This is a genomic window from Acidovorax sp. IB03, assembly GCF_016406015.1.
Lineage (GTDB): Bacteria > Pseudomonadota > Gammaproteobacteria > Burkholderiales > Burkholderiaceae_C > Acidovorax > Acidovorax temperans.
Map to the genome: position 1 here is coordinate 38,171 of NZ_JAEFCH010000023.1, position 21,504 is coordinate 59,674.

Below are 21,504 nucleotides of genomic sequence, written 5' to 3' on the forward strand. Positions count from 1 at the left end.
CCGCGTTGGGGGGGGATTATTTCACTGTCGGCCACTGCCCGCCCGTACAGCGCGCGATGCCGGCAAGGTCATTGCGGCTTTGCACCTGCACAAACCCATGGGCTGCGAGCAGCGCCTGCACTGCCTCGGCCTGGTCGTAGCCGTGTTCCAGCAGCAGCCAGCCGCCCGGTGTCAGCCGGGCTGGCGCCTGGGCCACGATGGTGCGGATGTCGTCCAGCCCGTCGCTGCCGCTGGCCAGGGCCTGCAGCGGCTCGTGCGTCAGCGCGGCCAGGTGCGGGTCTGCGCTGGGGATGTAGGGCGGGTTGGAAACGATGGCGTCGAATATCCCTTCCACCCCGTGCAGCCAGTTGCCGTGCTCAAAGCGCACGGGCAGGCCCAGCCGCTGTGCGTTGGCCTGGGCCACCGCCAAGGCGTCGGCGCTGGCATCCACCGCCAGCACCTGGGCCGTGGGCCGCTGGCTTTGCAAGGCCAGCGCAATGGCGCCACTGCCGGTGCCCAGGTCGGCCACGCGCGGGGCGGGCAGGGGGGCGATGGCTTCCAGCGCCCAGTCCACCAGCGTTTCGGTGTCGGGGCGGGGGTCCAGCACGCGGGCGTCTACCTGCAGCGGCAGGCCATAGAACTCCTTGCGTCCGGTGAGGTAGGCCACGGGCTCACCCGCCACGCGGCGCTGGCACAGGGCGATGAACTGCGCGTGCGTGGCCTCGTCCATCGCATCGGTGTCGTGCGCCAGCAGCCAGGCACGGCCCGCGTCGGGGCGCCCCAGTGCGTGCAGCAGCAGCAGTTGCGCGTCGATGCGGGGCAGGCCCAGCGCGTGGGCCTGGGCCAAAGCCTGGGCGAGGTTGGGGGTGTTCACGTTTGCTCTGATATTGATAGCTGATCGCGCTTGATGGACAGGCGCTGGAGGCCTAAAAGGCTTAAAGGGTTTGTGCGCTGCACCGGAATGCTGCTGCAGGCGTTACACACCCGCACCCTTTTCCAGCTCTTCCAGTTGCTCGGCCTCACGGGCGTGTTGCAGGGCTTGCAGCACATCGCCCAGGTCGCCTTCCATCACGGCCAGCAGCTTGTACAGCGTGAGGTTGATGCGGTGGTCCGTCAGCCGCCCCTGCGGGAAGTTGTAGGTGCGGATGCGGTCGCTGCGGTCGCCGCTGCCGATCAGGCCCTTGCGCAGCGCGGCCTCCTTGGCGGCGTGTTCGCTGCGCTCTTTTTCTTGAATGCGCGCTTGCAGCACCTGCAGCGCCTTGGCTTTGTTGCTGTGCTGGCTGCGGCCATCCTGGCATTCGGCCACGATGCCGGTGGGCAAGTGAACCACGCGCACGGCAGAGTCCGTCTTGTTGATGTGCTGCCCGCCCGCGCCGCTGGCGCGGAAGGTGTCGATGCGCAGGTCCGCCGGGTTCAAGGTGATGGCCTGGTGCTCATCGGGCTCGGGCATCACCGCCACGGTGCAGGCGCTGGTGTGGATGCGGCCTTGGGTTTCGGTGGCGGGCACGCGCTGCACGCGGTGGCCGCCGGATTCGAACTTGAGGGCGCCGTACACGTGATCGCCCTCTATGCGCAGCACGATTTCCTTGTAGCCGCCTAGCTCGCTTTCGTTGGCGCTCATCACCTCCACTTTCCAGCCCTGGGTGGCGGCGTAGCGGGTGTACATGCGGGTCAAATCGCCTGCGAACAGGGCGGATTCGTCACCGCCTGTGCCTGCGCGGATTTCAACGAAGGCGTTGCGTGCGTCGTCCGGGTCCTTGGGCAACAGCAGGCGCTGCAATTCGTCTTCCAGTTGCAGCAGCTCGGCTTCGCTGCTTTCGATTTCCTCCTGCGCCATTTCGGCCATGTCGGGGTCGGCCAGCATTTCGCGGGCTCCGGCCAGGTCGGCCTCGCGCTGCTGGTAGCGGGCATAGCGGCCGGCAATCTGCGTGACCTCGGCGTGCTCGACAGAGATGCGGCGGTACTGCGCCATGTCGCTCATGATGTCTTCGCGCGAGAGCAGGAAGTCCAGCTCGCCCAGGCGCTGTGCATAGCGCTCCAATTGGCTTCGAAGAAAGGGTTTCATGGGGCTTTGAAAAAAGAAGGTGCTACGAATTTGGTAGCTGCTAGCGCTTGTGTATCAAGCGCGGGAGGCCGATTTGGCTTGAAATCGGAGCGGCGGGTGAGCGGGCGGGCGCCGCTACTGGCCGTTTTTGCTTTGCGAGCGCAGGAACAGGCGCGAGACGGTCTGTGCCGTCTGGGCGCGCATTTCGGCGTCGCCCGCGCGCAGCTCGGCCAGGGTGCCGTGCAGCATTTTTTGCGTGAGGCCACGCGACAGGGCTTCCAGCACCGCGTCCACGTCTTCACCCTTGGCCAGCAGCTTTTTGGCGCGCGCGATTTCGGCAGCGCGCCATTCGTCGGCTTGCGCGTTGAGCTGCTGGATCAGCGGCACCACGCCCCCCGCAGCGGTGGCGGGGCTGCGCAGCTCCATCCAGTGCATGAAGCTTTGCACGCCCGCGTCGATGATGGCTTCAGCCTGCGCCACGGCGGCCTGGCGGTTGGCCTGCGCGGTTTGCACCACGGTGGCCAGGTCGTCCACCGTGTAGAGGTACACGTCGCCCAGGGCTTTCACCTCGGGCTCGATGTCGCGCGGCACAGCCAGGTCCACCATGAAAATGGGGCGGTGGCGGCGCTTCTTCAGGGCGCGTTCCACAGCGCCCAGGCCGATGATGGGCAGGCTGCTGGCCGTGCAGCTGATGACGGCGTCAAACTCGTGCAGGCGCTCGGGCAGGTCGGCCAGGCGCATCACCTCGCCGCCAAAGCGGGTGGCAAGCTTTTCGCCGCGCTCCAGCGTGCGGTTGGCAATGGCAATGGCCTTGGGGTTCTTGGCGGCGAAGTGCGTGGCGCACAGCTCAATCATCTCGCCCGCGCCCACGAACAGCACCTTGATCTCGGTGAGGTCTTCAAACAGCTGGCTGGCCAGGCGCACCGCGGCTGCCGCCATGCTGATGCTGTGTGCGCCAATCTCGGTGCTGCTGCGCACCTCCTTGGCCACAGCAAAGCTGCGCTGAAAGAGCTGGTTCAGTGTGGTGCCCAAAGCGCCCGCTGTTTCGGCAGCGCGCACGGCGTCCTTCATCTGGCCCAGGATCTGCGCTTCGCCCAGCACCATCGAATCCAGCCCGCTGGCCACGCGGAACGCATGGCGGGCAACGAGGCTGTCTTCCAAAGTGTAGGAGTGCGAACGCAGCAGCGCGGGGCTCACGCCGCCGCTGTGGGCGAGCCAGCCCAGGGTATGGTCCAGCGCGGGCCGTTCGCCAGCACAGTAAATTTCGGTGCGGTTGCAGGTGGAGATGATGGCGGTTTCCACGCCCGAATGGCTGAGGGACTGCCCCAGCGACTGGCGCAAACCCTGCAAGGTGGGCGCGATCTGGTCGAGCGCGAACGCAAACCTGCCACGCAGATCGAGCGGCGCGGTGGTGTGGTTGATGCCGAGGGCCCAGACTGCCATGGTGGCGGATTATAAAATCGTTACCTTCTCTGCGGCTCCCAGCATGGGTATGCCTTGATCTGGGTCAATTGCGCACATGGGTCCGCTCGACAGCCTCAACCACCTTCTGAACTTCTTGGCGCCGGCATTCTGGATGGCCCTCTTCATGGCCATGCTGGGGCCTTTGGTGCTGCGCGGCCCGCGCGGGCTGGGGCGAGGCGCGCAGTGGCTGCTGGACTTTGCGGTGTGCTCGGCCGTGCTGCTGGCGGGGCTGTGGATCACCGGCCGCGACGGCAAGATGCTGACGTATGGCGCCTTGGTGCTGGCCTGCGCCACATCGCACGCAGTAGGCCAGCGCCTGTGGCGCAAATAAGCGTTTGCATTGCTCAGCGCGGCGGCTGTTAAGAGCGGCTAACAAAACTCAGCGAAGCGGTTCTGGCTAGGCGCCGCGTCGCAGGCAGTACGCGTAGTACGACAAGACGCGGCAACGACGCCAGAACAGTTTTGTTAGCCGCTCTAAGCCTGCCATTCTGCTTTTACCATCGCAACTTGACAGATTTACAACAACGGAGACACCCCATGAGTACCTTTCGCACCCTGTTGGTGGGCGCAGCCTTGGCCTGGACGGCTGCTGTGCACGCGTTTCCTACCAAGCCCGTGCGCATCGTGGTCGGCTTTCCTGCGGGTGGCCCGCTGGACCAGCATGCCCGCCTGCTGACCGATAAACTGCAGGCCGTGCTGGGCCAGCCCGTGGTGGTGGACTACAAGGCCGGCGCCGGCGGCACGGTGGGCGCGCAAGACGTGATGAAGGCGCCGCCCGACGGTCACACCCTGATGCTGGCCAACACGGGTGTGATGGTGATCAACCCGGCTCTGTACAGCCGCCTGCCGTACGCCACGCTCAAGGATTTCACGCCGATTGCGCGCACCGCGATGCAGCCGTTGGCCCTGCTGGTGAACCCGAACGTGCCAGCCAAGAACCTGCAGGAATTCATGGCCTACGCCAAGTCCAAGCCAGGGCAGATCAACTATGGCTCGGCAGGCAATGGCGGCATCAGCCACCTGGTGCCTGAAATGTTCAAGACGGCCACGGGCCTGTTCATGGTGCACATCCCCTACCGCGGCAGCGCCCCAGCGTTCACCGACCTGATGGGCGGGCAGGTGCAGTTCATGGCCGAGAGCATTCCGCAGGCCGCGGCGTACCACAAGCAGGGCAAGGTGCGCGCCCTGGCGGTGACCAGCCGCGAGCGCAACCCCGCCTTGCCTGATGTGCCCACAGTGATCGAGAGCGGCCTCAAGGGCTTTGAGGTGGTGGGCTTTTATGGATTCCTGGCGCCTGCGGGCACGCCCAAGGATGTGGTGGCCAAGCTCAGCGATGCGTTTGGCCGGGTGATGCAGTCGCCCGAAGTGAAAAGCCGCATGGTGAGCCAGGGCGCAGACCCTGCGTTCCTGGGCGCAGATGACTTTGCCAAGTTTCTGGCCTCTGAGATGCCCCGTTGGGCAGATGCAGTGAAGAAGTCGGGCGCGAAGCTGGATTGACCCCCTGAGGCGCTGCGCGCCTTTCCCCTGAAAGGGGTATGCCACCGGTGGCCCGGCAGAGCCGGTTCCACGGTGGCGCTAGCTCAGGGCCGCGTTGGTTGGAAGATGCGCCCTATGGCGTGGCGGGCGAAAACAGATCCACGCGGTCGGTGATGATGCCGTCCGTGCCCAAAGCGATCAGGCGCTGGGCGGCCCAGTCGTCGTTGACGGTGTAGCTCAACGTGCGCATGCCCATGCCTTTGACCTGGGCGACCAGTGCGGCGTCCCACAGCGCGTGGTTGCACACGATGGCCACACAGCCCAGGCGGCGAGCGGTGTCCAGGCAGCCATCCCACAGCGTATCGAGCAGCAAGGCGCGCGGAATGTGGGCTGCGGTGGCCTGTGCGCCTGCCAGCGCGTCGGGCTTGAAGGACGAGAACAGCGGGGGCACGGCCTGGCCCTGCCAGAGCCGCGCTGCGGTTTCGCCCACCACGCGCCCGGTGGTTTCTTCCTGCCCTGGCGTGGGCTTGATCTCGATGTTCAGAAAGTAGCCGTTGGCGATGCAAAAGCGGGCCAGCGCCTCCAGCGTGGGCACGGCCTCGCCAGCGTAGGCGCGTGAATGCCAACTGCCCGCATCGAGTTGCGCAAGCGCGCCCAGCGGCAGGTCGCCGCCGGTGCCACGGCCGTTGGTGGTGCGCTCCAGCGTGGCGTCGTGCAGCAAAAAGGGCACGCCGTCGGCGCTCAGCTTGGCGTCGCATTCGAACATACGGTAGCCGTGCTGTGCGCCCAGGCGGAAGGCGGCCAAGGTGTTTTCAGGGGCCAGCTTGCCGGCGCCACGGTGGGCAATCCAGCGGGGGTAGGGCCAGGAGGAAGCGGTGATCGCGTTCATGGTGCGAAGGGGAGGGCAGTGGTTGGCGGGCTCAGTTCGGTTCAAGCGGGCTCGCCAAACTTGAGCAGGTTGCCGTGGGGGTCGATGACATGGAACTCGCGCATGCCCCAGTCGCGCAACTGCGGGGGCTCTACCAGCAAGCCGCGTTGCGCAAAGTCGGCGTGCAGGGCGGCGGTGTCGCCCCGCACGTAGCACGAGGTGTTTTCGGCGATGTGGCGCTCGGCGCAGTGCCACAGGTGCAACTCGCAGCCGTCGCGCCGCAGCATCAGGTAGTCGGCCGATGCGTGCAGGCAATCGAAGCCCAGCAGTTCGGTATAGAACTGCCGGGACTCCGCCAGGTCCAGCGATGCCAACACGGGCACGGTGGCGTGGATGCCTGCCATGGTGGCGCTAGTGCGTTGTGCGCGCGCTCAGATGCGCTTGCCGGTTTCCGCGTTGAACCAGTGCAGGCGGTCTTCGCGGGGCGCCACGCGAATGGCGTCGCCAGGCTTGGGCGAGGGGCGGCCTTCGTCGATGCGCACGATGAGTGTGTCCTGTCCCATGGTGGCGTACACCAGGCGCTCGGCACCCAGCAGCTCGATCGTGTCCACGCGCACTTCCCAGCCGGTGTCGCCAATGTCCATGTGCTCGGGGCGGATGCCCAGGATGGTGCCGGGCTTGCTGTTGGGCGCGTGCTTGAGCAGGTTCATGGGCGGCGAGCCGATGAAGCTGGCCACGAAGGTGGACGCAGGCGTGTGATAGACCTCTTCAGGCGTGCCGAACTGTTCCATGTTGCCCGCGTTCATCACGATCATGCGCTGGGCCAGCGTCATGGCTTCCACCTGGTCGTGCGTGACAAACAGGCTGGTGATGCCCAGTTCGCGGTGCAGCTTCTGGATTTCCAGGCGCGTTTGCGCGCGCAGCTTGGCGTCGAGGTTGGACAGGGGCTCGTCAAACAAAAACACCTGCGGCTGGCGCACGATGGCGCGGCCCATGGCCACGCGCTGGCGCTGGCCGCCGGACAGTTCGCGGGGCTTGCGCTCCAGCAAGTGGCCCAGTTCCAGAATCTTGGCAGCCTTGTCCACGCGCGCCTTGATTTCTTCCTTGGGCACCTTGGCGATCTTCAGGCCATAGGCCATGTTCTCGAAGTTCGTCATGTGCGGGTACAGCGCGTAGTTCTGGAACACCATGGCGATGTCGCGCTGGGCGGGTTCCAGGTCGTTCACGATGCGGTTGCCAATGTGCAGCTCGCCGCCGGAGATTTCTTCCAGCCCAGCCACCATGCGCAGCAGCGTGGATTTGCCGCAGCCCGAGGGGCCGACGATGACGACGAATTCGCCGTCCTTGATTTCAGCGTTCACGCCATGGATGACCTGATTGGCCTTGGGGCCGTGGCCATAGCGCTTGATGATGTTGCGAAGAGAGATGGATGCCATTTTGCTCTTAAATTTGTAGCTGCTGGCGCTTGATAAATAAGCGCTAGCGGCAGATTTCGTTTATTTTTCTGTATCGACCAGGCCCTTGACGAACCAGCGCTGCATGAACACCACCACCAGGGCGGGGGGCAGCATGGCCAAGAGGGCGGTGGCCATCACCACGTTCCATTCGTTGCCGGTGTCGCCGCCAGCGATCATGCGTTTGATGCCGATCACCACGGGGTACATGTCTTCCGAGGTGGTCACGAGCAGCGGCCACAGGTACTGGTTCCAGCCGTAAATGAACTGGATCACGAACAGCGCGGCGATGGACGTGCGCGACAGCGGCACCAGGATGTCCTTGAAGAAGCGCATGGGGCCGGCACCATCAATGCGTGCGGCTTCGACCAGCTCGTCCGGCACCGTCAGGAAGAACTGGCGGAACAGGAAGGTGGCCGTGGCCGACGCGATGAGCGGCACCGTCAGGCCCGCATAGGTGTTGAGCATGCCCAGGTTGGACACCACCTGGTACGTGGGGCCAATGCGCACTTCCACGGGCAGCATCAGCGTGATGAAGATCAGCCAGAAGCAGATGCCCTTGAAGGGGAAACGGAAGTACACGATGGCGAACGCCGACAGCAGCGAGATGGCGATCTTGCCCACGGTGATGACCATGGCCGTCACGAAGCTCACCCACATCATGTGCGCCACCGGGGCGCTGGAGCCAGGGCCCGAGCCGCCGCCGAACAGCGCGGTTTTGTAGGTTTCCCAGAAGTTGCTGCCGGGCAGCAGGGGCATGGGCACCTGCACGATGTCTTGCGCCGTGTGGGTGGACGCCACAAACGCCAGGTACAGCGGGAAGCCCACGATGATGACGCCAAGCACCATGATCAGGTGCGAGAACGCCTTGAGAAAAGGACTGCGTTCAACCATTGGAATCTTTCAGATGTGATGCCTGGCCCCAGGTGCCGATCAAGGGCGCGCCATAGGCGAGGGCCGCCAAGCAAGGGCCGCCCCGCAGTGAGGGCGGCGTCCCCCTGGCGGGGGAAGGCGCGAAGCGACTCAGGGGGCGCATCAATATTGCACTTTCTTCTCGACGTAGCGGAACTGGACCACGGTCAGTACGACCACGATGGCCATCAGCACCACCGATTGCGCGGCCGATCCGCCCATGTCCATGGCCTTGAAGCCATCGTGATAGACCTTGTAGACCAGGATCGAGGTGTCTTGCCCAGGGCCGCCCTGCGTGGTGGAGTCCACGATGGCGAAGGTGTCGAAGAAGGCATAGACCACGTTGATCACCAGCAGGAAGAACGTGGTGGGCGACAGCAGCGGGAACTGGATGCTCCAGAACCGGCGCCATGGGCCAGCGCCATCAATCGCGGCCGCTTCAATCAGCGATTTGGGGATGGACTGCAGGCCTGCCAGGAAGAACAGGAAGTTGTAGGAGATCTGCTTCCACACAGCCGCAATCACGATCAGCGTCATGGCGTGGTCGGAGTTGAGCAAGTGGTTCCAGTCAAACCCCGACTGGCGCAGCAGATACGCCACCACGCCCAGCGAGGGGGAGAACATGAACATCCACAGCACGCCCGCCACGGCAGGGGCCACCGCATAAGGCAGCAGCAGTGCGGTTTTGTACACCAGGGCCCCGCGCACGATGCGGTCGGCAAAGATGGCCAGCACCAGCGAGATGGCGATGCCCGAGACCGCGACGGCTATTGAGAAAAATGCCGTCGTCTTGAACGAGGCGAGATAGCTCGGGTCTTCAAACAGGTTGCGGAAGTTTTCCAGCCCCACCCATTCGGTGGACATGCCAAAGGCATCTTGCATCTGGAAAGATTGCACCAGCGCCTGGCCCGCCGGCCAGAAGAAGAAGACGCTGATCACGACCAGCTGGGGTAGCAAAAGCACCCACGGCAGCCATGCAGAGCGGAATAAAACGCGTTTTTCCATATCGGATCAGTCTGAACAAAACAGCCCGCAGCCCATGCAAACCGGTGTTTGCGAGGGGTGCGGGCCAACGATGGAGCCCAGAAACCCAGGGGAATGCCTGGAGAGTCGGGCCCCATCAACGGGGGCGATAAAAATTAGCGGTTAGCGCGTGCGAAACGGGCCAGTTGCTCGTTGCCGCGGGTCACGGCTGTGTCCAGGGCTTCCTTGGGAGTCTTCTTGCCCGACCAGATTTGTTCGGTTTCCTCGTCGATGATGGCGCGAACCTGAACGAAGTTGCCCAGACGAATGCCGCGCGACTTGTCGGTTGCCTTGCGGATCATCTGCGTCACGGCCACATCGGTGCCTGGGTTCTTTTCATAGAAACCGGAGGCTTCGGTGAGCTTGTAAGCGCCCATGGTCACAGGCAGATAGCCGGTGCGCTGGTGGCTGGCGGCTTGCACCTTGGTGTCGTTCAGGAAGTTCAGGAAGTCGGCAACGCCCTTGTACTCTTCGGCCTTCTTGCCGGCCATCACCCACAGGCTGGCACCACCAATGGCGGTGTTCTGGGGCGCGCCCTTCACGTCAGCGTAGTAAGGCAGGGTCGAGATGCCGTAGGCAAACTTGGCTTCCTTGGCCACGCGGGCGTACAGACCGGACGAGCCGGTGATCATCGCGCACTCACCCGATGGGAAGGATGCGTCGGCTGCGTTGCCGCGGCCCTTGTACACAAAGCTGCCGTCCTTCGAAGCCTTGGCCAGGTTTTCAAAGTGGCGCACGTGCAGCGGGGTGTTGATCTGCAGCTGGGCATCCGTGCCGTCAAAGCCGTTGTTCTTGCTGGCGAACAGCGTGTTGTGCCACAGCGAGAAGCTTTCCAGTTGCGTCCAGCTGATCCAACTGGTGGTGAACGGGCAGCTGTGGCCGCTGGCCTTGAGTTTGGAGGCGGCTTCGAACACTTCAGGCCAGGTCTTGGGAGGCTTGTTGGCGTCCAGGCCTGCCTTCTTGAAGGCGTCCTTGTTGTAATAGAAGATGGTGGTGGAGCTGTTGAGCGGGTAGCTCAGCATCTGGCCGTTGGGCGCGGTGTAGTAACCGGCCACGGCAGACACGTACGAGGTGGGGTCGAACTTGAAGCCCGCATCGCTCATCACCTTGCCTGCGGGCACGATGGCGCCCTTGCTGGCCATCATGGTGGCGGTGCCCACTTCAAACACCTGAATGATGTGGGGTGCATTGCCAGCGCGGAAGGCGGCAATACCGGCTGTCATCGATTCGTCATACGTGCCCTTGTAGGTGGGCACGATCTTGTACTGGGTTTGGCTTGCGTTGTATTGTTTGGCCAGGTCATTCACCCAGTCGCCCAAAGCGGCGCTCATGGAATGCCACCATTGAATTTCCGTCTGGGCGTGTGCGGGAACACAGGCGCCGAAGGCGATGGCGGCAGTCAATGCCAATTTCTTCAGTTGCATAGATATCTCTCCAAAGATGACGCTGGGCACAAAGCGACCGATGCTAGGCACGAAATGCGTCAAACATGTGTCGTTGTCCCACGGTTGCCCGGCCGATTACAACGGTAAAAACCCGTTGAGGGCCGGGCGGTGTGTCCAATTGTGACGTTTCCATGACAGTTTCAGGGTGGATTTGCCCGGAGTTGCAAGGTTTTGTGCATTGCACCATGCTTGTGCTAGCCAAGGTAAATCTGCCCCAGCCCACCTCCATCCACTGAACAGGGACCTTCATGACCGCGCAATCGCTGGACAAAAGCAAGATCAAATTTTTATTGCTGGAGGGCATTCACCCCTCTGCGGTGGACGTGCTGCGTTCCGCCGGGTACACGCAGATCGAAGCCATCTCCGGCGCGCTGCCCGACGAGGAACTCAAGCGCAAGATTGCGGACGTGCACTTTGTGGGCATTCGCTCGCGCACCCAATTGACCGAAGAGGTGTTTGCCCACGCGCACAAGCTGGTCGCTGTGGGATGCTTTTGCATCGGAACCAATCAGGTGGACCTGAACGCTGCGCGCGAGCGGGGCATTGCCGTCTTCAACGCCCCGTATTCCAACACCCGCTCGGTGGCCGAACTGGTGCTGGCAGAGGCCATCTTGCTGCTGCGCGGCGTGCCCGAAAAGAACGCCGTGGCCCACCGTGGCGGCTGGCTCAAGTCGGCCGACAACGCCTACGAAATCCGGGGCAAGACGCTGGGCATCGTCGGCTATGGCTCCATCGGCACGCAGCTGTCAGTGCTGGCGGAAGCGCTGGGAATGCAGGTGGCGTTTTACGACGTGGTGAACAAGCTGCCGCTGGGCAATGCGCGCCAGGTGGCCAAGCTGCACGACCTGTTGGCGCAAAGCGACATCGTCAGCCTGCATGTGCCCGAGTTGCCATCGACCGAGGGCATGATTGGTGCGGCCGAAATTGCGGCGATGAAGCCCGGCGGCATCCTCATCAACGCCGCACGCGGCACCGTGGTGGATATCGATGCCCTGGCCGACGCGCTCAAAGCCAAGAAGCTGCTGGGTGCGGCGATTGACGTGTTCCCGGTCGAGCCGCGCACCAACAAGGACGAGTTCCTGTCGCCCCTGCGCGGGCTGGACAATGTCATCCTCACTCCCCACATCGGCGGCTCCACCATGGAAGCGCAGGCCAACATCGGCACCGAGGTGGCCGAGAAGCTGGTGAAGTACAGCGACAACGGAACCAGCACCTCGTCCGTCAACTTCCCTGAAGTGGCGCTGCCCGCGCACGCTGGCAAGCACCGCCTGTTGCACATCCACCGTAACGTGCCGGGGGTGCTGTCGGAAATCAACCGCATTTTTTCCGACAACCAGATCAACGTGGCAGCCCAGTACCTGCAAACCAACGAGAAGATCGGCTACGTGGTGATCGATATCGACGCAGCCTCTTCCCCGCTGGCGCTGGACAAACTGGCCGGGGTCACAGGCACCCTGCGCAGCCGCGTGTTGTTCTGATCCTGGCGCGGGCTGCGCGGTCGGGCCGGTGCGTTGGGCCGCCCAAGGTTAAAATCCGCGCCGCACCCAAGGCACCGCAAGCGCAAATCGCCGGATTTGACCGGCTTTTGCAGCGCAGTGTCTTCATCCAGCCCCTCCAGGGCTGTCGCCCCACACGGCGATGGCTCGCATGCGCCACCTGGCCTTCAGGCCCAGGGCGCGCTGCAGGGGCGATTCACAAGGAATTTCCATGAGCCTCAAATGCGGCATCGTGGGCCTGCCCAACGTGGGCAAGTCCACCCTCTTCAACGCGCTGACCAAGGCTGGCATTGCCGCCGAGAACTACCCGTTCTGCACCATCGAGCCCAACACCGGCGTGGTGGAAGTGCCCGATCCGCGCCTGCAGCAGCTGGCCGAGATCATCCAGCCCGAGCGCATCGTCCCCGCCATCGTCGAGTTTGTGGACATCGCTGGCCTGGTGGCTGGCGCCAGCAAGGGCGAAGGCCTGGGCAACCAGTTCCTGGCCCACATCCGCGAAACCGACGCCATCGTCAATGTGGTGCGCTGCTTTGAAGACCCCAACGTGATCCACGTGGCTGGCCGTGTGGATCCGATCGCCGACATCGAAGTCATCCAGACCGAACTGTGCCTGGCCGACCTGGGCACCGTGGAAAAAGCGCTGAACCGCTACAGCAAGGCCGCCAAGTCGGGCAACGACAAGGAAGCCGCCAAGATCGTTTCGCTGCTCACGCCCATCCAGGCCGCGCTGAACGAAGGCAAGCCCGCCCGCACGGTGGAAGTGAGCAAGGAAGATGCTCCGTTGCTCAAGCAGTTCTGCCTCATCACCTCCAAGCCCGCCATGTTCGTGGGCAATGTGAGTGAAGACGGCTTTGAAAACAACCCGCTGCTCGATCGCCTGAAGGAATACGCCGCTGCGCAGAATGCGCCCGTGGTGGCCATTTGCGCAAAGATCGAGTCGGAAATGTCCGAAATGAGCGACGAAGACCGCGACATGTTCCTGGCTGAAATGGGCCAGGATGAGCCCGGCCTGAACCGCCTGATCCGCGCCGGCTTCAAGCTGCTGGGCCTGCAAACCTACTTCACCGCGGGCGTGAAGGAAGTGCGCGCCTGGACCATCCATGTGGGCGACACCGCTCCCCAAGCCGCAGGCGTGATCCACGGCGACTTCGAGCGCGGCTTCATCCGCGCCCAGACCATCGCGTTTGAAGACTTCATCCAATACAAGGGTGAACAAGGCGCAAAGGACGCGGGCAAGATGCGCGCCGAAGGCAAGGAATACGTGGTCAAGGACGGCGACGTGCTGAACTTCCTGTTCAACGTCTAAGCCACTGCGCGGCAGAGTTTCTGCCCCTTGGCGTCGATCCAGCCCCGCCATGGCGGGGCTTTTTTATGGGCGACCGGGTTGCAGGCCTGATTTGCACTTTTCAATTGAAATTGGGCTCTTCTAGCGAATAGTAGTGATGGAAATCGCCGCACGTCTGTAAACGACGATTTCGACGTACGACATTTATCGAGTGCATCACTAGCATTCGCTAGAAGAGCCTGAAATTGGGCGCTAGCGCTTATCTAGTAAGCGCAATGCGCTATTTAATTGATAGCAATCGATTGGGCTGCGATAGGTGTTGAGCCATCCACCGGCGGTCGGTTGGCGCAGCCGGGTTGACAGCCGCCGCACCACGCGCACACTGGGGGCATCTTGTTGCCTGGCTGCACGGCCTGCGGTCTTTTGCTCGTGTCAGACATTTCCAACCCCACCCATCTCGCTCCTTCCGACTCCTTTGCGCGGCAGCACGTTGCCAGGCCCACGCTGGAGGATGCCTACGCCGCTGCGCAACAACGCGTGCATCAACTGCAGTACCACCCGCAGGCCTGGGGCTATGCGGGCTGTGCGGTGGAGTGCATCGAAACGCACATCTCGTGGCTACTGCTGGTGGGTGGGCATGTGTACAAATTCAAGAAGCCTTTGGCGCTGGATTTTCTGGACTTCAGCACCGCCGCACTGCGCTTGGCCGCGTGCCAGGAAGAGCTGCGCATCAACCGCCGCACGGCCCCGCACATGTACCTGGACGTGGTGGGCGTGGAGGGTGACGGCAGCGATTCCCGGCCCTGGCGGGTGAAGCCCTGGGCGGCAGGGGATGCCGCAGGGGCGGAGCCCGCGGTGCTGATGCGCCGCTTTGACCAGCAGGCCTTGCTCAGCCGCAGGCTGGAGGCGGGATGCGTGGCAGACGAAGACATGGATGCCCTGGCCGAGCAGGTGGCCAGGCTGCACACGCAGGCAGCCGTGGCAGACATGGCGCAGCTGGGCGGGGCGCTGGTGGCGCCATCGCCCGAGCATGCTGCCACCGCACCGGTGCGTGAATGCCTGGCCGCTCTGGCTTTGGTGCTGTCCCAGGTGGCGCCGGGGCAGGTGGGTGACTTGGAGCGGCTGGAGCAATGGTGTGCCGCCCGGCAGCGTGCGTTGCAGGGCGTGTGGGCCCAGCGCTGGCGCGGTGGCCATGTGCGCGAGTGCCATGGCGACCTGCACCTGGCCAACATTGCGTGGCTTGACGGCCAACCGCAGTTGTTTGATGCGCTGGAGTTCAACCCCGATCTGCGCTGGATTGACTGCATGGCCGACCTGGCCTTTTTGGCCATGGACCTGCAAGCGCGTGGGCGGCTTGATCTGGCCTGGCGCTGCGTGAACCGGTGGCTGGAGCACACGGGCGATTACGAAGGCCTGCAGGTGCTGGGCTACTACCGTGTGTACCGCGCGCTGGTGCGGGCCCGTGTGGCGGGCTTGCAGTGGACGCAGCTGCAAGCGCAGCGCGTCGATAGCGCAGCACAGGCGGCCCATGCTGCGCTGATAGACGAGGCGCAGCGCACGCTGCAACGCTACCTGGCGCTGGCCGTGGAGCTGACCCAGCCAAACGCAGTGGTGCTGTGGCTGGCGTATGGCTTGTCGGGCTCGGGCAAAAGCACCCATTCGTTACCGCTGGTGGCTCAGCGTGGCGCGGTGCGCCTGCGGGCTGATGTAGAGCGCAAGCGTTTGTTCGGCCTGCGCGCGGGGCAGCGCAGTGACGGTATTGAAGGCGGCATCTACACCCCCCAGGCTTCGCGGCAGACCCACGAGCGGCTGGCGCAACTGGCCGTGCTGGTGCTGAAGGCGGGCTACCCGGTGCTGGTCGATGCCACCTTCTTGAACCCGGCCACGCGCACTCAGTTCATGGCACTGGCGCGGGCGTTGCAGGTGCCTTGCCGCATTCTGGCTTTTGAAGCGCCGCTGGCGGTGCTGCGCGAGCGCGTGCAGGCGCGCCAGCGCCTGGGCGAAGATGCGTCGGAAGCCGATGTGGCGGTGCTGGATTCGCAATGGGCCCACCTGCAGCCCTTGGCGCCCGATGAATTGGCGCTGACGGTGCATGTGGACACCACCCAGCCGGTGGACTGGGATGCATTGCTGCCCCGAAGCCGATGACCTGGGTGCGGGCCCTCAGCCGCCCAACTGCCCTGGCATGAAGTACAGCAGCACGCTCGTCATGACCAGGTAGCGAAAGAACTTGCCCACTGCCATGTAGGCTACGCAGGGCCAGAACGGCAGCTTGAGCCAGCCGGCCACGGCGCACAGCGGGTCACCCACACCGGGCAGCCAGCTCAGCAGGCAGGCGGCGGGGCCAAAGCGGCGCAACCAGCCCAGTGCGCGCACTTCGGTGGGGCTGCCCCGGGCGCGGTCCACGGCCTTGTGGGCGCCCAGGCCCATCCACCAGCTCACCGCACCGCCCAGGGTGTTGCCCACGGTGGCCACACCAATCGCAGGCCAGAAAAGATCTGGGTTGAGCTTGACGAGCCCGAACACCGCAGGCTCGGAGCCCAAAGGCAGCAGCGTGGCCGAGATGAACGAGACCACGAACACCGTGCTCAGCCCGAATTGCGGCAAGGCCAGCCAGTGAAGCAGCTGGTGCATCCAGATTTCCATAGCGTTGGAGTGTAGGGCTCTGCGCCCGCGTTTCTCGCTTTGGCGGCCTCGTCCTACAGCGGCGCGGGGCATACGCTTTGGGGGCGGTGGCCCGTCGCTCGGTACCTTCTCCTCATGCCCACCCTGGAAAGCAAAAACGAGGAGGAACCCATGCCCCACCGCCACACAACTTCGATATTTGCCGACACGGCCCGCCCATCGCGCCCCCGCTGGCAGCTCTGGCAGCACTGGCTCGTGGCCGGGTTGTTGGCAGCGGGGTTTGGTGGCCATGCAGCCGTTCACGCTGCCGATGCCGAGGGAGATGTGGATTGGCGGGGCCAGTCGGCAGGCAGTTGCCAGCAAGACCGCGCTGGTCAAGCCGCGTTATCGCGCATTGCGCAGCAGTTGCAGGCGCAAGGCATGGCCTTGAAGGCGCGCTGCCATGGGCCCAGCGGCGCCTGGCGGGTCGAGGTGACCGTGGTGGATGGCCTCAAAGCCAGCAAGGTGGTGCGTGGCCCCTTGGCCGATGGGCATGAGGTGGACATGGGCACACCGGCCGGTGTACCGCTGGCAGCGGCGTCGGTGGATGCGGGCGGCTTCTCGCCCGACGTGCAATTCAACCGCCAGTGGCTGCGCACGTTGATGGCGCAGCACCGCTTCAGCAATCTGCCCGATGCCTGGTGGCACTTTGCCCAGCAAGGCAGCAGCCCTGTGAGTGTGGCTGCCCGCTGAGGTGGGTGATTGCAGTACAAAATATAAACGGGTTGTGTGCAAAAACGGGTTGCGTGACCCCGCTGAGCAAGGGATGGATCCGCACTTGAATCGCGCGGTTGGATATTTCAGTTGCTGAAATTTTGAGCAGGTACAATCCTGCCTCCTTTTTCAGCACCCGCTGCCAACCTCCGTACCCCCCCCCATGCGCATAGGCCAGTTCTCTTTGGCGAACCGTCTGTTCGTCGCCCCCATGGCGGGCGTGACGGATCGACCCTTCCGCCAGCTGTGCAAGGCGCTGGGGGCGGGCTATGCGGTGAGCGAGATGGTGACCTCGCGCAAGGACTTGTGGAACAGCCTCAAGACCTCGCGCCGGGCCAACCACGAAGGAGAGCCGGGGCCCATTGCCGTGCAGATTGCCGGCACCGAGGCGCAGATGATGGCCGAGGCGGCGGTCTACAACGTAGAGCGCGGTGCGCAAATCATCGACATCAACATGGGCTGCCCGGCCAAGAAGGTGTGCAACAAGTGGGCGGGCTCCGCCCTGATGCAGGACGAAGCGCTGGCCGTGTCGATCGCCCAGGCGGTGGTCGAGGCCTGTGCGCCGTTCAACGTGCCCGTCACGCTGAAGATGCGCACTGGCTGGTGCCAGCAACATAAAAACGCTGTATCGCTAGCGCGCCAGTTTGAATCCATCGGCATCCAGATGCTCACAGTGCATGGCCGCACGCGGGAGCAGGGCTACAAGGGCCAGGCGGAGTACGACACCATTGCCGCCGTGAAAGCGGCGGTGAAGGTGCCCGTGGTGGCCAACGGGGACATCACCTCGCCCGAGAAGGCGCGCGATGTGCTGGCCTACACCGGGGCCGACGCCATCATGATCGGCCGCGCCGCCCAGGGCCGACCGTGGATCTTCCGCGAGATTGGCCACTTTCTGGACACTGGCGAGCACCTGGCCCCACCCCTGGTGGCCGAGGTGCGCCGCCTGCTGCTCGATCATTTGCAAGACCACTACAGCCTTTATGGCGAGCTGACCGGCGTGCGCAGCGCCCGCAAGCACATTGCGTGGTACCTGCGCGCCTTGCCGGGCGGCGAAGCCTTCAGGCAGCACATCAACACGATAGAAGACAGCGCTGCGCAGTGGCAGGCGGTGGCCGATTTTCTGGACGCCCTGGGCACCCAGATGGACCGCATGCCCGCCGCTACTGCCGCGCTTGCAGATACAGAAGAACAAGAGGGATTGCCTGCATGAGCAAACAACACATAGAAGAGTGCGTCCGCGAAAGCCTGCAAGGTTACTTCCGCGATCTGGGCGGTGAAACGCCCGACGGCATGTACGACATGCTGGTGCGCGTGGTCGAAAAGCCGCTGCTGGAAGTGGTGATGAGCCACGCTGACAACAACCAGTCCCGCGCGGCCGAATGGCTGGGCCTGAACCGCAACACCCTGCGCAAGAAGCTGGTCGAGCACAAGCTGCTCTGATGCTGCGACAGGTGTTTGCTACACAAAACATAGCTGCTAGCGCTTGGTAGACGTGCGCTAGAGCCCAATTTCACTTCAAACTTTACCTCCACCATGGCCATGAACGCACTTCTTTCCGTTTCCGACAAGACCGGCATTGTTGACTTTGCCAAAGCCCTGCACGCGCTGGGCATCAAGCTGCTGTCCACCGGCGGCACTGCGCAACTGCTGGCCAAGGAAGGCCTGCCCGTGACCGAGGTGGCCGAGGTCACCCAGTTCCCTGAAATGCTGGACGGCCGCGTCAAGACCCTGCACCCCAAGGTGCACGGCGGCCTGCTGGCCCGCCGCGAGTTGCCTGCCCACATGGCAGCCCTGAAGGAACATGGCATCGACACCATCGACCTGCTGGTGGTCAATCTGTATCCCTTTGAAGCCACCGTGGCCAAGGCGGGCTGCACGCTGGCCGACGCCATCGAGAACATCGACATTGGCGGCCCCGCCATGGTGCGCAGCGCCGCCAAGAACTGGAAAGACGTGGGCGTGATCACCGCTGCCGACCAGTACGACGCCGTGCTGGCCGAGCTGAAGGCGAACGGAAAGCTGAGCGACAAGCTGCGCTTTGCCCTGTCGGTCGCTGCGTTCAACCGCATCGCCCAGTACGACGGCGCCATCAGCGATTACCTCTCGTCCGTCACGTTCGAAGAAGAAAAGCTGTCGGAAACCTACGTGCCCACGCGCACCCAGTTCCCTGGTCAGAGCAACGGCATCTTCGCCAAGGTGCAAGACCTGCGCTACGGCGAAAACAGCCACCAGCAAGCCGCGCTGTACCGCGACCTGCACCCCGCGCCCGGCTCGCTGGTCACCGGCGTGCAATTGCAAGGCAAGGAACTCAGCTACAACAACATTGCCGACGCCGATGCCGCGTGGGAATGCGTGAAGAGCTTTGACGCCGCTGCCTGCGTCATCGTCAAGCACGCCAACCCCTGCGGCGTGGCCGTGGGGCTCGATGCCCTGAGCGCCTACAGCAAGGCCTTCCAGACCGACCCCACCAGCGCTTTCGGCGGCATCATCGCCTTCAACCGCGTGGTCGATGGCGCAGCCGCTGCCCAGGTCACCAAGCAGTTTGTGGAAGTGCTGATGGCCCCCGAGTTCACGCCCGAAGCGCTGGAAATTTTCAAGAGCAAGGCCAATGTGCGCCTGCTCAAGATCGCGCTGCCCTCGACATCTTCCGCACACGGAGGCAACACCGACTGGGAGCGTGGCCGCAACGCCATGGACGCCAAGCGCATCGGCTCGGGCCTGCTGTTGCAGACGGCAGACAACCACGAGCTGTCGCTGATTGACCTCAAGGTCGTGACGAAGAAGCAGCCCACGCTGGAAGAAATGGAAGACCTGCTGTTCGCCTGGAAGGTGGCCAAGTACGTCAAGAGCAACGCCATCGTCTTCTGCAAGGGCGGCATGACCATGGGTGTGGGCGCGGGCCAGATGAGCCGACTCGACTCCGCCCGCATCGCCAGCATCAAGGCCAGCCACGCCAACCTGTCGCTGCAAGGCACCGTGGTGGCGAGCGACGCCTTCTTCCCCTTCCGCGACGGCCTCGACGTGGTGGTGGATGCAGGCGCCACCTGCGTCATCCAACCTGGTGGCTCGATGCGCGACCAGGAAGTGATTGACGCCGCCAACGAGCGCGGCGTGGCCATGGTGTTCAGCGGCGTGCGCCACTTCCGCCATTGATCTGCGCGCCACAAGACATCTCTGGATTTGTAGATGCATCCAGACGATGACAACCCGCCACCCCGGCCGCGCTGGCTGGGGTGGGCACTGATCGCCTTCGGGCTGCTGGTGGCCCTGGGCATGCTCAACCTGGGCGTGCGCATGGTGCTCTCGGCCAAGCCCGCGCAGGCCGACGCACCGCAGCAGCCCACCTCTACAGCCCCTGTGGCTGGGGTTGCCGAAGTACCCCAAACCTCATCCCTGGCCGGACAGGCCCTGGTACAAGCCGGCGACTGCCTGCGATGCCACGGCATGGACCGGCGCTACGTGGGCCCGTCTTTCCGCCAGATTGCTGACCGTTACCGCGAACAGCCCGATGCCGCCAACTACCTGGCCCGCAAGATCCGCGAAGGCAGTGTGGGTGTGTGGGGGCGTACCGTGATGCCACGCCATCCCCAGGTCAATGAAGCGCAATCTTCAGACATGGCGCGGTGGTTGCTGAGCCTGCCGCCTGCGCAGGCAGCGGCTCCGCAGTAGCGCCCCCGGATTTGGTGAATGCCCTTGCCTGTGAGCGGCGCAGGAATGGTGGAGGTGCAAGTGGGCCGTCGGCGCCCCGCGTTTGTTGGCCACAGTGTGAGGGGGTAGCGCTCTTGGCGATATCCATCGCTCGTTGTGCCAACTTTGCTTGACCGCGGGGGTTTTCGCCTCTCTTGGCCGTGCGGCAGAGTGCGGCCACAAGAAGTCATGCTCAGTGGACGGTATCGTCACCGCCCTTTTAAAAATATTCATAAACCTCTTGCACAGAAGGTCTAGGCACCCTACATTAGGTCTGTTGCAGCAGCTTTTGCTTACTCGCGCTGCAAGCAGGTTCGATCTGGGCAGCGGTACCCCAAAACCGCACACCTCCACTGCACACCACTTCACTGTGGGCTCTTCGGTGGTCTGACTTTTCCCTAGGACGTGTTGAGAATCAGCGAGAGTTGATAACCCCAGCTGCGAGATAGATCATCGCTGCGAAGCTGCTATCCGTCTTGTCGCTGCGCATTGCGATACGTTTGAACTCCTTGAGCTTGCAAAAGAAGTTCTCGATCAAGTGGCGCCATTTGTAGACCTCCAGGTCAATCTCCAGTGGCGCTCTCCTGCGGGGCATCTGTGAGATCACCACCTGCGCCCCGCGCTTACCCAACTCCTGGATCAGCCAATTCACATCGAAGGCCTTGTCGGCAAGCAAGGCATCAAAGCGCACATCGGCAATCAGCTCTCTGACCCCTTTGGTGTCGTGGCGCTGCCCTGGCATCAAGACGAACTTCACCAGATTGCCCAATGCATCCGTCAGCGCCAGTATCTTCGTGGTCATGCCGCCCCTCGAGTGGCCTATGGCCTGGCCCGAAGTCCCCCTTTTGCCCCCTGGCCGTGCCGATGCACTTTCACAATCGTGGCATCCACCATCGCATATTCCATGTCCGGCTGCTCGCTCACTGCATCGAACAGACGTTGGAACACATCGGCCTTAACCCAGTCTCTAAAGCGTTTGAACACCGTGTTCCA

General features: G+C 63.7%; 21 protein-coding genes. 10 read left to right on the forward strand and 11 right to left on the reverse strand.

Annotation, left to right across the window (positions count from 1 at the left end; translation table 11 throughout):
- Nucleotides 1-16 precede the first annotated feature (16 nt).
- From prmC to hemA, 3 genes are all read right to left on the reverse strand, one after another.
- Complete coding sequence (gene prmC / locus IHV84_RS13290) at nucleotides 17-853, reverse strand: peptide chain release factor N(5)-glutamine methyltransferase (RefSeq protein ID WP_198847199.1); 837 nt, start codon at nucleotides 851-853, stop codon at nucleotides 17-19.
- Between the two features lie 102 nt (nucleotides 854-955).
- On the reverse strand, nucleotides 956-2,044 hold the full coding sequence (gene prfA / locus IHV84_RS13295; RefSeq protein ID WP_198847200.1) for a peptide chain release factor 1: 1,089 nt from the start codon (nucleotides 2,042-2,044) through the stop codon (nucleotides 956-958).
- 114 nt (nucleotides 2,045-2,158) lie between these two features.
- Nucleotides 2,159-3,466 carry a glutamyl-tRNA reductase gene (gene hemA, locus IHV84_RS13300; RefSeq protein ID WP_066696177.1) on the reverse strand — a complete coding sequence of 436 codons (1,308 nt, stop codon included), beginning with the start codon at nucleotides 3,464-3,466 and terminating at the stop codon, nucleotides 2,159-2,161.
- A 76-nt stretch (nucleotides 3,467-3,542) separates the two neighbouring features.
- Here hemA and IHV84_RS13305 point away from each other — a divergent pair, with 76 nt between their 5' ends.
- Nucleotides 3,543-3,818 carry a hypothetical protein gene (locus tag IHV84_RS13305; protein WP_066696173.1) on the forward strand — a complete coding sequence of 92 codons (276 nt, stop codon included), beginning with the start codon at nucleotides 3,543-3,545 and terminating at the stop codon, nucleotides 3,816-3,818.
- A gap of 206 nt (nucleotides 3,819-4,024) precedes the next feature.
- Nucleotides 4,025-4,984 (forward strand): tripartite tricarboxylate transporter substrate binding protein, encoded by a 960-nt coding sequence (locus IHV84_RS13310; RefSeq protein WP_044400121.1) that lies wholly within the window; start codon nucleotides 4,025-4,027, stop codon nucleotides 4,982-4,984.
- 112 nt (nucleotides 4,985-5,096) lie between these two features.
- On the opposite strand, the gene ugpQ is transcribed toward IHV84_RS13310, so the two are convergent.
- The 6 genes from ugpQ to ugpB all read right to left on the reverse strand — a co-directional run bounded on the left by ugpQ (nucleotide 5,097) and on the right by ugpB (nucleotide 10,644).
- A complete protein-coding gene (gene ugpQ, locus IHV84_RS13315; RefSeq protein ID WP_198847201.1) occupies nucleotides 5,097-5,852 on the reverse strand; it encodes a glycerophosphodiester phosphodiesterase in 756 nt (251 codons plus the stop codon).
- Nucleotides 5,853-5,893: 41 nt separating this feature from the next.
- Nucleotides 5,894-6,235, reverse strand: coding sequence for a VOC family protein (locus IHV84_RS13320; RefSeq protein WP_198847202.1), 342 nt, complete (start codon nucleotides 6,233-6,235; stop codon nucleotides 5,894-5,896).
- A gap of 27 nt (nucleotides 6,236-6,262) precedes the next feature.
- Nucleotides 6,263-7,267: a sn-glycerol-3-phosphate import ATP-binding protein UgpC gene (locus tag IHV84_RS13325; RefSeq protein WP_044400112.1), complete on the reverse strand. Its 1,005-nt coding sequence runs from the start codon at nucleotides 7,265-7,267 to the stop codon at nucleotides 6,263-6,265.
- Nucleotides 7,268-7,327: 60 nt separating this feature from the next.
- Nucleotides 7,328-8,179 carry a sn-glycerol-3-phosphate ABC transporter permease UgpE gene (gene ugpE, locus IHV84_RS13330; RefSeq protein ID WP_066699114.1) on the reverse strand — a complete coding sequence of 284 codons (852 nt, stop codon included), beginning with the start codon at nucleotides 8,177-8,179 and terminating at the stop codon, nucleotides 7,328-7,330.
- 141 nt (nucleotides 8,180-8,320) lie between these two features.
- Nucleotides 8,321-9,202 (reverse strand): sn-glycerol-3-phosphate ABC transporter permease UgpA, encoded by an 882-nt coding sequence (ugpA, locus tag IHV84_RS13335; protein ID WP_044400106.1) that lies wholly within the window; start codon nucleotides 9,200-9,202, stop codon nucleotides 8,321-8,323.
- Between the two features lie 134 nt (nucleotides 9,203-9,336).
- On the reverse strand, nucleotides 9,337-10,644 hold the full coding sequence (ugpB, locus tag IHV84_RS13340) for a sn-glycerol-3-phosphate ABC transporter substrate-binding protein UgpB (protein WP_198847203.1): 1,308 nt from the start codon (nucleotides 10,642-10,644) through the stop codon (nucleotides 9,337-9,339).
- A 269-nt stretch (nucleotides 10,645-10,913) separates the two neighbouring features.
- Here ugpB and serA point away from each other — a divergent pair, with 269 nt between their 5' ends.
- The 3 genes from serA to IHV84_RS13355 all read left to right on the forward strand — a co-directional run bounded on the left by serA (nucleotide 10,914) and on the right by IHV84_RS13355 (nucleotide 15,594).
- Entirely contained in the window at nucleotides 10,914-12,143 is a 1,230-nt protein-coding gene (gene serA / locus IHV84_RS13345; RefSeq protein WP_198847204.1) for a phosphoglycerate dehydrogenase, read from the forward strand.
- 229 nt (nucleotides 12,144-12,372) lie between these two features.
- Entirely contained in the window at nucleotides 12,373-13,467 is a 1,095-nt protein-coding gene (gene ychF, locus IHV84_RS13350; protein ID WP_044398844.1) for a redox-regulated ATPase YchF, read from the forward strand.
- A gap of 408 nt (nucleotides 13,468-13,875) precedes the next feature.
- Nucleotides 13,876-15,594, forward strand: coding sequence for an AAA family ATPase (locus IHV84_RS13355; RefSeq protein WP_370541274.1), 1,719 nt, complete (start codon nucleotides 13,876-13,878; stop codon nucleotides 15,592-15,594).
- A 15-nt stretch (nucleotides 15,595-15,609) separates the two neighbouring features.
- On the opposite strand, the gene IHV84_RS13360 is transcribed toward IHV84_RS13355, so the two are convergent.
- Nucleotides 15,610-16,080 (reverse strand): YqaA family protein, encoded by a 471-nt coding sequence (locus IHV84_RS13360; protein ID WP_198847205.1) that lies wholly within the window; start codon nucleotides 16,078-16,080, stop codon nucleotides 15,610-15,612.
- Between the two features lie 162 nt (nucleotides 16,081-16,242).
- On the opposite strand from IHV84_RS13360, the gene IHV84_RS13365 reads away from it, so the two are divergent.
- The 5 genes from IHV84_RS13365 to IHV84_RS13385 all read left to right on the forward strand — a co-directional run bounded on the left by IHV84_RS13365 (nucleotide 16,243) and on the right by IHV84_RS13385 (nucleotide 20,493).
- A complete protein-coding gene (locus IHV84_RS13365) occupies nucleotides 16,243-16,803 on the forward strand; it encodes a M15 family metallopeptidase (protein WP_198847206.1) in 561 nt (186 codons plus the stop codon).
- 184 nt (nucleotides 16,804-16,987) lie between these two features.
- The gene (gene dusB / locus IHV84_RS13370) at nucleotides 16,988-18,034 is read left to right on the forward strand and encodes a tRNA dihydrouridine synthase DusB (protein WP_198847207.1); all 1,047 of its coding nucleotides are present in this window, start codon (nucleotides 16,988-16,990) and stop codon (nucleotides 18,032-18,034) included.
- Complete coding sequence (locus IHV84_RS13375; RefSeq protein WP_044398839.1) at nucleotides 18,031-18,264, forward strand: Fis family transcriptional regulator; 234 nt, start codon at nucleotides 18,031-18,033, stop codon at nucleotides 18,262-18,264. Before dusB ends, IHV84_RS13375 begins: the two co-directional genes overlap by 4 nt.
- A 93-nt stretch (nucleotides 18,265-18,357) precedes the next feature.
- Nucleotides 18,358-19,977 (forward strand): bifunctional phosphoribosylaminoimidazolecarboxamide formyltransferase/IMP cyclohydrolase, encoded by a 1,620-nt coding sequence (gene purH, locus IHV84_RS13380; RefSeq protein WP_198847208.1) that lies wholly within the window; start codon nucleotides 18,358-18,360, stop codon nucleotides 19,975-19,977.
- Nucleotides 19,978-20,010: 33 nt separating this feature from the next.
- Nucleotides 20,011-20,493 carry a c-type cytochrome gene (locus tag IHV84_RS13385; RefSeq protein ID WP_198847209.1) on the forward strand — a complete coding sequence of 161 codons (483 nt, stop codon included), beginning with the start codon at nucleotides 20,011-20,013 and terminating at the stop codon, nucleotides 20,491-20,493.
- A gap of 433 nt (nucleotides 20,494-20,926) precedes the next feature.
- Here IHV84_RS13385 and IHV84_RS13390 read toward each other — a convergent pair whose 3' ends face one another.
- Nucleotides 20,927-21,412 (reverse strand): IS5 family transposase, encoded by a 486-nt coding sequence (locus IHV84_RS13390; RefSeq protein WP_142081353.1) that lies wholly within the window; start codon nucleotides 21,410-21,412, stop codon nucleotides 20,927-20,929.
- Nucleotides 21,413-21,504: the final 92 nt, after the last annotated feature.